At 69.6% G+C, this 11,497-nt stretch carries 2 protein-coding genes; one reads left to right on the forward strand and one right to left on the reverse strand.

The genetic code is table 11. The features are described from left to right. Positions 1–31: 31 nt before the first annotated feature. On the reverse strand, positions 32–9,307 hold the full coding sequence (locus tag H7K45_RS27310; protein ID WP_263999219.1) for a type I polyketide synthase: 9,276 nt from the start codon (positions 9,305–9,307) through the stop codon (positions 32–34). 1,114 nt (positions 9,308–10,421) lie between these two features. On the opposite strand from H7K45_RS27310, the gene H7K45_RS27315 reads away from it, so the two are divergent. After that, the gene (locus tag H7K45_RS27315; RefSeq protein ID WP_263999223.1) at positions 10,422–11,474 is read left to right on the forward strand and encodes an ABC transporter ATP-binding protein; all 1,053 of its coding nucleotides are present in this window, start codon (positions 10,422–10,424) and stop codon (positions 11,472–11,474) included. The last annotated feature ends 23 nt before the right edge of the window (positions 11,475–11,497 follow it).

An 11,497-nucleotide genomic window follows, 5' to 3' on the forward strand; every position in this document is an offset into this window, starting at 1 on the left:
CGGCGCCTCGCGCATGGCCTCCGCCGGGGCCTCACGCCCCATACCGACCGTTCTTGCCAAGGCGCGCCGCGGGATCGAGCAGCATGTCCGCTTCCTGACGCTTCTCGGGCGCGTCATGGTCGAAGCGTCGGTCGGCCGGCTTCTCGTACATGGCCGGACCGCCCGCGATGGCCGAGGCCAGACGACGCTGGCCCTCGAGCACGCGATCGTTTGCGCGCTTTTGGTAGTCCTCGCGCTGCTCCGGGCTCAGCGCAGTCAGGAACGCCTGCGCGTGGACCAGGGCCACCAGACCCGAGACGTGGCCGAAGCCCAGGCTGGTGATCAGACCCGCCTTGAGCGGGAATCGACCTGCCATGTCCAGGGTTTCGCGTACCCACACGAAGTGCGAGGCGTGCGCCATCTCGTCGTCGACGCAGTCGAGGCTGCGGTTGGGCGGGATGACGCCGTCGCGCAGCATCTGGCACATGCCCATGATCTGGAACGCCGCCGCACCGCCCTTGCTGTGACCCGTAAGGCTCTTCTGGCTGACGATGAACAACGGGTTGCCCGGTGAGCGCCCCATCGCCGCGGCCAGCCGCTCGTGCAGCTCGGTCTCGTTGGGATCGTTGGCCAGCGTCGACGTGTCGTGCTTGGAGATGACCGCGATGTCGTCGGCACTCACCCCGAGCTTGCCCAGTGACCTGGCCAGCTCGGACTGCCTGCCGCCACGCCCGGCGCCCAGCGCTCCGAGACCCGGTGCCGGAATGGAGGTGTGCACACCGTCACCGAACGAGGACACGTAGCCCACGACGGCCAGCACCGGCAGCCCCATCTCGAGGGCGAGATCGCCACGGGCCAGCAGGATCGTGCCGCCACCCTGGCCCTCGACGAAGCCGAGGCGCCGCCGGTCGTTGCCGCGGGAGAACCTGGCGTCGCTGATGCCCTTGGCGCGCATCATCTCGGTGTCCGCTGTCGCGGCCATGTCTCCGAAGCCGATGATGGCCTCCAGCGTCAGGTCGTCATAACCGCCCGCGACCACGAATTCCGCCTTGCCGAGGCGGATCTTGTCCACGCCCTCCTCGACGGAGACCGCCGTCGTAGCGCACGCCGCGACCGGGTGGATCATCGAGCCGTAGCTGCCGATGTAGGACTGCACGACGTGGCCTGCCATGACGTTCGGCAGGACCTCCTGGAGGATGTCGTTCGGCTTGTTCTTGCCAAGCAGATTGCCGTGGTACATGGTCTGCATCGACGTCATGCCGCCCATGCCGGTGCCCTGCGTGCTGGCCACGAGGCTGGGGTGCACCCACCGCATCAACTCCGTCGGGGTGAAGCCAGACGACATGAACGCGTCGACGGTGGCCACGAGATTCCACAGCGCCAACCGGTCGATCGAGTTCACCATGTCCTGGCTGATCCCGTACACCGTGGGATCGAACCCGGTCGGGATCTGGGCGCCGACGGTCCGCGACAGCTTGACCTTGCGGGGAACCCGAATCTCGGTGCCCGCCTTGCGAGTCACCTGCCAGTCACCGCCACCGGGGACCGGTGAGATCACGGTGTGTTCCGGATCGAATCCGACGAACGCCCTGGCGTCGGCCTCAGAGGACACCACGAAGGTGAAGTCCTTGTCGAGGAACACCGAAACCAGCAGCGGCGCAGCCAGATCGGCGTCGATCGCACCGTCGGGCACGAACTCGCGGATGCCGACCCGCTCGATGACGGCGTCGTGGTAGCGCTCCACCAACTCGCCCTCGTCGACCAGGTCGCCCGACGCGGTGTCATACCAACCGGGCTTCGGGTCGTCCTCCCACTTGACCAGACCGGTGGTCCAGGCCAGCTCGAGAACGCCTGCGGCGGAGAGCTCTCCGGACACCTCGGCCTCGAAGCGGGTTCGTGAGGAGCCGTAGGGGCCGAGCTCCGCGCCACCGACGATGACCACCATGTCGGCGGGGTCGACGTCGACCTCGCCCCATGCCGGCGGCGGTGCCGCGGCGTAACCGCGCGGCGGCGACGGAAGGGCCTTGATGGTGCTCGACGCGTCGTCGTCGGACGGCGTCGCGCTGCTCTCGGCGGCCATGTCTTCACGGGCCTTGGCAGCCAACTCGGCCATGTCGATGTCGACCTCGCCGAGCCCACCGGTCAGGTCGGCGTGGATGGGGGCGTGGGCCGCCGCCACCTTGGACTCGACGTCGCAGAGGTCGAGCAGCATGGCGGCCATCTGCTCGGTCGTGTACGTCGTCACACCGGCCTCTTCGACCGCGCCGACGATGGCGTCGTTGTGGCCCATCAGTCCGGTGCCCTTGGTCCAGCCAATGAGGGCGTGGGCCAACGACACTCGCTGCGACCAGGAGGTCTCGGCCTTCCAACGCGTCACCAGTGCGTCCAATGCGGACTTGGCTTCGCCGTAGGCGCCGTCACCGCCGAACATGCCGCGGTTCGGCGATCCGGGAAGCACCACGTGCAGACGCGACGCGATGTCGCGCTCCGAGCCGATGTGCGAGAGCCCACCGATGAGCCGTTGCACGGCCCACAGCAGGACCTTCATCTCCATCTCCGAGCGCGCACCCGCCTCGGAGAGGTCACCGGCGACCCGCGGCGCGGCGAACGGGAACAGCAGCGTCGGGGTCAGGGCGTCCTTGAGGTGAATCGACTTGGGCCCGAGGCTCTCGGACTGCTCCGTGCCGACCCAGCTCACCAGTGCGTCGATGTCGCTGTAGGAGGCCATGTTCGCCGGCACCACCCACAGCATGGCACCGAAGCGGGCGTGGTCGCGGTAGAGCTCCCTGTAGAAGGACAACCGGTCGTCGTCCAGCTTCGAGGTGGTCGCGATGACCGTGGCTCCACCGTCGAGCAGCTGCGCCACGACCGACGCCGCGATGGATCCCTTCGACGCACCGGTCACGACCGCGACCTCGCCGTCATAGCGCCCGGTGCCGGGGTTCTCCGCACCGGCGGCCGCGCGGCCGTAGAGCGACGCGTGGACGTTGCGTCCGGCGGCCAGTGCCTTGCCCTGCCACCAGTTCGCCTGGCTCGCGACGACGTGACCGGCGGCCTCGAAGCGCTCGGAGAGCCTCGACCAGTCCGCGTCGATCTCGTCCTCGCCCTTGAGCCACAGTCGGGCCAGATCCTCGCGCGCGCTGGCCCAGCGGTCGTCGAACAGCACCGCCTTGCGACCGTCGAACGTCGGGGCGACCAAACGTGGCCAGTCCGAACCGAGTTCGGTGGTGACCAGGTCGATGAGGTCGGCGTCGCTGACCGTCTCGCCCACGTTGACCGGGGCGTCGACGCCGAGCTGACCCAGGATCAACCGGGCCGCCGAGGCCAACACGCCGTCGCGGCCGGTGACCTTCTCGGCGAACTCGGTGAGCGCGGCGGAATCCACCACGCCTCCCCCTGCGCCGCCTGCCGACGGCAGCGACACCGCGATGCCGCGGCGGCCGGCGACGGCCGAGACGGCCGCGTCGACGACCCGGTCCACGGTGGCCGCGTCGGGCAGGGCGCCCTCGTGCAGGTGGCCGAGGTTGCCGCCACGGACGCTGGTGCCCTCACGGGTGCCCAGCGCCACTTCCATCGTGACGTGCTTGACCCAGCCGTCGCCGAGTTCCCAATCCTTCTTGACGCGTTCGGCGATCGCGGCCGGACGCTTGCCCGAGGGGCCGAGCACCGTGCGCAGCTGATCGTTGACCGCGTCGGAGAGCACGGGGCCGAACGGCTTGTAGGTGCGGGCCAGCTTGGTGACCTGAGCCTTGAGCCCACCCAAGTCGGCTTCGGCCGCACCGTCGATGGCGCCGAGGTTCAGCTCGGAACCAAGGTCGACGAGCAACTGGTTGCGTCGGGAGGACGCGCCGTCGGTGATGGACTCTATGGAGTCCAGCGGCTCGATCTGGTCGACGTGCATCTTGGCCGACAAGGCGATGAGCGACAGCGTCGCGTCGTCCGCGCCGAACACGATGTCCTCCGGCCGCGGGCCACCCGACGGGGCGGCGGCCGGAGCCGCCGCGGCGGCGGGGGCGGCGGCCGGCGCCGACTCGGCTGGAGCGTCCGAGGGAGCGGCAGGTGCGCTGTCGGTCTCCATGTCCGGTTCCGGGTCGGTGTCGGTCGCGAACAGCACCGCGGCGTCACGCTCGGAGTTGAGCACCTCGGTCGTGTTGTGCGAGTACTCCGGCAGCTTCAAGGTGTTGGTGGCCAGGCCGGCGACCGTCGGCGCGTTCTTGACACCGATCTCGACGAAGCGCTCGATGCCAAGGCCGCCCGCAGCCTCCTCGATGAAGAGCAGGTCCTGGGTCTCGATCCACCGCACCGGGCTGGCGAATTGCCATGCCAGTAACTCGATGACGACCTTGCGGCACAGCTCGTGCGGTCGCTCGGTGCGCCAGGTGTCGTAGTCGGCGAGGATCTCGTCGAGCGGCTCGGCGGGCACCAGGTCGCGGATCTCCTGGATGAAGTCGCGGTCCATGGTGAACGGCCGCGGCACCAGGTTGGGGATGTACTTGCCGACGAGCAGCGCGGGGTCTGCGTCGCGCGGCATGACCCGCTCCAGCGAGCGACGGAAGTCGGCGACGCCGACCCGCAGCACCTCGGAGTGGAACGGCACGTCGATACCGGGCACCAGGATGAACGAGCGCTTGCCGCCGGAGATCTCGCGGCGCTTCTCGACTTCCTCCTCCAGGACCTCCAGACCGCGGACCGTGCCGGCGATCGCGTACTGCGAACCGCGCAGGTTGTAGTTCACGATCTGCAGGAATTCGCCTGTGCGCTCGGCGATCTCGGCCACCCAGTCGGTGACGTCGTCGTCGTCGAGGTCGATTTGGCTCGGGCGGATCGCAGCCAGCCGGTAGTTCGAGCGGCCGTTCTCGTCGCGCGGGACGATGTCGTGCATCTTGCTGCCGCGGTGGAAGACCACCTCGAGCAGCGCCTCGAGCGGGTACACGCCGGACACGCAGGCCAGCGCGGTGTACTCACCGACGGAGTGACCGCACGCGATGGCGCCCTCGACGAAGGCACCTTGCTCACGCATCTCCGCGACCTGGGCCGCGGCGACGGTGGCCATGGCCACCTGGGTGAACTGCGTGAGGTACAGGACGCCCTCGGGGTGGTGGTAGTGCACCCCACTGGCGATCAGGCTGGTCGGGTTGTCGCGCACCACGTGCAGCACCGAGAAGCCCAGCGTCTCGCGGGTGAACTTGTCGGCGGTGTCCCACACCTTGCGGGCGGCCTTGGACCGGGCCCGGACCTCCATGCCCATGCCCTTGGACTGAATGCCCTGACCGGGGAAGGCGTAGACGGTCTTCGGCGCGGCCAGCTGAGCCGTCGCCGACATCACCAGGTCGGTGCCGACCTTGGCGGTGACCTCGACGATCTCGGCACCGCGGTCGATGCCGACCCGGTCGACTCGGAAGTCGATCTCGTCGCCGGGCATGACCATGCCGAGGAAGCGCGAGGTCCAGCCGACCAGGCGCGCGGGCGGGGTGGCCCGACCGTCGGTGGCGGTGACGACGTGCTGCGCGGCGGCCGAGAGCCACATGCCATGCACGATGGGCGATTTCAGCCCGGCGAGCAGCGCGGCGGCGCGGTCGGTGTGGATCGGGTTGTGGTCACCGGAGACCACGGCGAAGGCACTCATGTCCGTCGGCGCGGTGACCGAGACGTCGCGACGGCGACGACGCGGGGTGTCGGTGGCGTTGTCGGTGATGGCACCGCCGGCCTTGGGCGGGTCCGTCAATTCGACGGCGCCCGTGCGGCCGCGGATGGCGAACCGCTCCTCGAGCGTCGCCAGTTCGGTGCCCTCGGAGTCACGGATGGTCACCGACACCGGGACGACGCGGCCGACCTCGGTGTCGACGGCGGCCGAAGCCGTTGCGGTGACGGTCAATTCGCTCTTGCTCGTCGGCATCGGGGCCAGCAGGTGCGCGGCGTGGTCGAGGTGCACCAGGCTCAGCAGACCCTCGACGACAGGGAAGCCGGAGTCGGTCACTGCTGCGCCGATGACGGAGAACACAGCCGGCCAGCATCGGCCCACGAGCGCGTCGGGGACCAGGGTGAGGCCCGGCGCCAACGGGGCGCCGAACGTGGCGGTGACGCCGGTGTGGTCGGCGACCTCCTCGGGATCCCAGGACACCGACACCGTCGTGCTGTCGGCCCGATCATTCCCCGTCGCTCCGCTCGCCTCGGTCACCGGCGGCAGCGCATCGACGCCGTCGACGCCCGCGGCGATGGACAGCACGGCGCGCATGGCGTCCGAGGCGTCTTCGGTGGTGACGACCGGCATGCCGCCGTCGACGGTGGTCGACGGCAGGGTGAACCTGATGGTGATCCAGATGTCGGACAGCGGCACGCTGAGGTTGACGTGGTCGCCGTCGAGCTCGAGCCGCGAACCCGTCGACGGATGTGTCGCAGAACGATTTTCGTTGACCTGCCACTCACCTGGCGCACCGATGCGGTGCACCGGGTTGATCGCGGCGCGACCGGCCCACAGCACGTCGGGTGAGTCGAGGACCACGCCAAGCGGACCGGTCACGTCGGCACGGGCCTGACGGCGCGAGACGACGGCGGTGGGCTCGGCGCCCGAGGCGAGCACCTCGTCGACCGAGGCCTTCTCGAACCGGTCGAGCAGGTCGCCGACGGGCTCGTCGACGCGGGTGATGCCGACGACGGCCTCGGTGCCGGGGATCACGCACACCTGATCGGCGGTGTAGCGCGCGTCGTGGGCCTGCCACAGCGAGTCGCTGCGCCACCAGCGCCGGACGTCCTTGTCGATGACGGGGACGAAGTTGACGGGCTTGCCAAGGGTCTTGCAGAGCGTGGTGAAGAACGGCACGTCGGCCGGGTGCAGCTTGACCTCGCCGGCATCCGGGTACCGCGACTGCAGTTCGGCCAGCGCGCGCTGCGGATCCTCCAGCAGCGCTTCGCCTTCCGCGGTGGCGGGGTACAGCGTGTCGATGGGTCCGGAGTCCTGCGAGTGCAAGCGGGCCTCGGCGCGCTTGAGCATCTCTTCGAAGCGGTCGCGCCAGCTGCCGTCGAGCCACGGCGAGTCGGGTCGCTTGGTGTCAGCCGTGCTGTCACCGTCGCCGATGGCGAGCTCGACGTAGCGCTGCAGCCACTGCAGGTAGGTCATGTCCGCCACGTCGCCGAAGTACGGCTTGGCGGTCAGTGCCATCGCGGCGATGATCTCGTCGCGGCGCTCGGCGACCGCGTCGACGTCACCGGCGACGTCGTCGAGCAGACGACCGCAGCGCGACGCCGCGTTGTCGATCTCGTGGATGTCGGCGCCGAGCTGGCTGCGCCCGGATGCCATGCCGCCCTGCGCCTTTCCAGCGCCGACCCACTGCTCGGTGCCGGTGGTGTCGACCAGCAGCTGCTTGACCGCAGGCGAGGTGGTGGCCTCGAGCGTGGCCATGGTCGCGGTGCCGACGAGGATGCCGTCGACCGGCATGATCGGGAAGCCGTAGGCGTTGGCCCACTCACCCGACAGGTACTGCGCGGCGCGCTCGGGCGTGCCGATGCCGCCGCCGACGCACAGCGTGATGTTGGACAGCTTGCGCAGATCGCCGTAGGTGGAGATCAGCAGGTCGTCGAGGTCCTCCCACGAGTGGTGTCCGCCGGCGCGGCCACCCTCGACGTGGACGATGACCTCGCGGTCGGGAACCTCGGCGGCGATCTTGATGACCGACTTGATCTGCTCGACGGTGCCGGGCTTGAAGCACACGTAGGCGATGCCGACCTCGTTGAGCTCCTCGATGATCGCGACGGCCTCGTCGAGTTCGGGGATGCCCGCGCTGACGACGACGCCGTCGAAGGGGGCGCCGGATTGACGCGCCTTCTGCACCAGGCGCTTGCCGCCGACCTGCAGCTTCCACAGGTAGGGATCGAGGAACAGCGTGTTGAACTGCACGGCGCGGCCCGGCTCGAGGAGTTCGGTCAGCTCGGTGACGCGGCGGTCGAAGATGGGTTCGGTGACCTGGCCGCCACCGGCCAGCTCGGCCCAGTGACCGGCGTTGGCCGCCGCGGCGACGATCTTGGCGTCGACGGTAGTCGGGGTCATGCCCGCCAGCAGCATCGGCGAGCGACCCGTGAGCCGGGTGAACTTGGTGGAGAGCTTGACCGAGCCGTCCGGCAGCGAGATGACCGACGGCGCGTAGCTCGACCACGCGGGGACGACCTCGGGCGCCGCGCCGACGGTGAAGAGGTTGCGCTGCCCGGCCCGGGTGGCCGCGGGCACGATGCCGACGCCGAGGCCCCGGATGACCGGTGCGGTGACGCGGGTGATGGTGTCGCTGGGGCCGAGGTCGACGATCCAACGGGCGCCGGAGGCGTGCAGGCGCTCGACCTCCTCGACCCAGTCGAACGGGTCGGTGAAGATGGCCTTGGCGAAGTAATGCAGCAGCTCGGAATCGATCTCGAGCTTCGCGCCCCAGCCGTCGACGACGTCGATCGCGTCGGCCAGCCGCGGGGTGTGGAAGCCGACCTCGACCTGGATGCCGTGGAAGACTGGGCTGAAGACCGCGCCGCCGCGCAGCTTGTTCTTGCGCTCGGCCTCTTCCTTCTCGGTGATCTTGCTGCAGTACAGCTCGAAGCGCGACAGCTGCTCGGGGGTACCGGTGATGACGACCGAGCGCCTGCCGTTGCGGATGGACAGCACGGGCGGCAGCACGGTGCGAACGTCGGTGGAGAACTCCTCGAGGAGTTCGGCGATGCGGGCCGGGTCGACGTTGGTCACCGAGACCATCGGCGACTTGTCGCCGCGGCCGACCATGCCGCGTCGCCGCGAGACCAGCGAGCCGGCCGCACCGATCAGCTGCAGCATGGCGAGGAGCTCGGCGTCGCGCGTGCCCTTCGCCCTGAGCGACTCGCACGCGACGATGCCCTGGGAGTGTCCGGCCGTCGCCACTGGCGGCGTGCCGTAGAGGTCGAGCCCCTGGCGCATCGAGGCGCGGATGGCGGCCAGCTGGGTCAGCAGGATGCCAGGTCCGGAGATCGCGGCGGTGGTGAGCTGCTTGGCGGTCGGCAGCGGCTCGTCGGCGGCGAGTGCGCGCACCCACTGCATTGGCTCGAAGCCGATCGGGCGGACGACGACGAGTTCCCGGGCGACGGGCTGCAGCAGCAGGGCGGCCTCACCGATGACCTCGCTGATCTCGGACTCGATACCGGCCGAGCTGATCAGTTCCTCGAGGTTCTCCAGCCAGTTGCCGCCTTGGCCACCGAACGCGACCGCGTAGGGCTCACCTGCGTTGAGGAGGTCGACGAGCGCGTGCGCCTGGCCGAACGGCGTCGGGGCCGACCCTGCCGTGCGCCCGGTGGTAACCCTGTCGTGTTCGTTGATCGTCACGTCTTGCCATCTCCTCGGTGCGCTCTCGCGCGTATCGCTTCTCGTTCTGCACGTGTCGGGGCCGCACGGTCTGTCGCACGCGTCTACTGCGTCCTCGGCGGTGAGGCCCGCGCCCCTGCGGGTTCCGCGGTTCGGTACCGGGTGTTCACCCCGGCAAGCTCGGGTCGTCTCTGGGGCCATCCGGACGGTCGGGCGGCCCTACTAAGAGTGTCATAAGAGCTAGAGCCAGTTTCGGCCCGAAAATGGTTACTGGCGAGTTCTACGCACGGGTAACCGTGCCACGGGTAACACGGGCCCACGCGCGGCCGAGTCGGTCCCGGGACAAACGTCCTGTTGGCGAGTGGTTACGGTTGAGTAGCCACAAGTCCGCAGATCACAGCAGTATCGTTATCCAATCGTTATGTTGAGTGAGTGGGCGCGCGTCGGCGAGTGGCCCGACGACTATGAGTCGACACGGGCGGCTCGAATGTCCAGTCGGTGATCCAAACTCCGTGAAGAAGTTTGCTGGGAAATCTTACTGATCGGTAACCTGACGGGTGTCGAGAGGCGTCGGACGTCCGCTCGCCGACCCGTGTGACGCCGCCGACCGCGTCGAGGGACCCCTCACGTCCACGATGGCGCGGCAGCCGGTCGCGCGGGCGACGGTCGCATGGCGAACGGCACGGCGACGCACGAGTCGGATCCGCCGACCGTCGTTCCGCACTCGCCGGCGGGCGCGGCGGCCGGCCCGAGCCCGCCCCCGCGGCGCCGGCACCGCCTCCGACTTGCGCCGATGACGCCCAGCCCCGCCCACGCCGCCCACGCGCGCAGCCGCCGTTCCCTCCCATTGGCAAAACCGAGGGGCATCGCGGCACGCCGGACGGCAACCCGGCGCACCACGGCGTGACGAAATGGCCCGGTCGACGGGCGTGCGCGGCCCAAGGCACCGAGGGACGGCCGCCAGCTGCGGCCCGCGTCGAACCCTGGCCCCGGACCGCGGGTAGCTGGCCACGCCTTCGAGGCCGATTCCTCGTCCCGAGGGCCTCACGACGAAATGCGTCGGCTCGAGTGGTCGCTCCCGCGGATTCCATACGTTGCGCTGCGCCACGAACGACCGATCCATACGATTCAGCCCATGCCACCGGGCCCCAGCGAACCCCAGATTCAACTCGTCGGCGTTCGCAAGGTGTTCGGCGACTCGATCGTGGCCGTGGCGGGCGCCGATCTCACCGTCTTCGACGGTGAATTGTTCGCCATCCTCGGCCCGTCGGGTTCTGGCAAGACGACCGTGCTCCGGATGATCGCCGGCTTCGAACAACCGACCGCGGGCACCATCGAGCTCGGCGGCGTCGACGTCACCGCGCTGCCGGCCCGCCGACGTGACGTCAACACCGTCTTTCAGGAGTACGCCCTCTTTCCCCACATGACCGTCGCCCAGAACGTCGAATACGGGCTGCGAGTGCGCGGCGTGTCCAAGGCGGAGCGACGCACCAGGGCCGGCGAAGCGCTGGAGATGGTGCGCCTGGCCGACTACGGGCCCCGCAAGCCCGCGCAGCTCTCCGGCGGTCAGCGCCAGCGCGTCGCACTGGCCCGCGCCCTGGTCGGGCGGCCCCGGGTCCTGTTGCTCGACGAACCACTCGGCGCGCTGGACCTCAAGCTGCGCGAGCAGATGCAGGTCGAGCTCAAGGCGATTCAACGCGAGGTCGGCATCACCTTCGTCATCGTCACCCACGACCAGGACGAGGCGTTGACGCTGTGCGACCGCCTCGCGGTGTTCAACGACGGCCGCATCGAACAGATTGGCCAGGCCCGCGAGGTCTACGAGAACCCCGTCAACCGCTTCGTCGCCGACTTCGTCGGCACCTCCAACGTGCTGGACGGGGACGCCGCCGAGGCACTCGTCGGCCGCCGGGGGCTGTTCGCCGTGCGGCCCGAACGCATCGCGGTGCTGCCGACCGGCACGGCCTCCCTGCCCGGCAACCGCACCGTCGACGCGACCGTCGCGGAGGTGATCTACGCCGGACCCACTACGCGCGTGGCCGCGGTCGCCCGGGTCGGCGCTCAGGCGGGCGTCACCCTGACCGCGACGGTGCTCAACGCCGCGCACGCCCTGCCCGACGACCTGGGCCACGGCGCGCCGGTCACGCTGGCGTGGCCTGACGGCGCCGTCCACGATCTCTCCAACTGAACCACCCACGGAAACCAAGGGAG

This window comes from Mycobacterium yunnanensis (genome assembly GCF_025823185.1).
Taxonomy (GTDB): Bacteria; Actinomycetota; Actinomycetes; order Mycobacteriales; family Mycobacteriaceae; genus Mycobacterium; species Mycobacterium yunnanensis.

What these genes read in the sequence shown, in the direction of transcription:
- H7K45_RS27315 (WP_263999223.1), top strand. Translation starts at nt 10,422, where the DNA reads ATGCCACCGGGCCCCAGCGAACCCCAGATTCAACTCGTCGGCGTTCGC.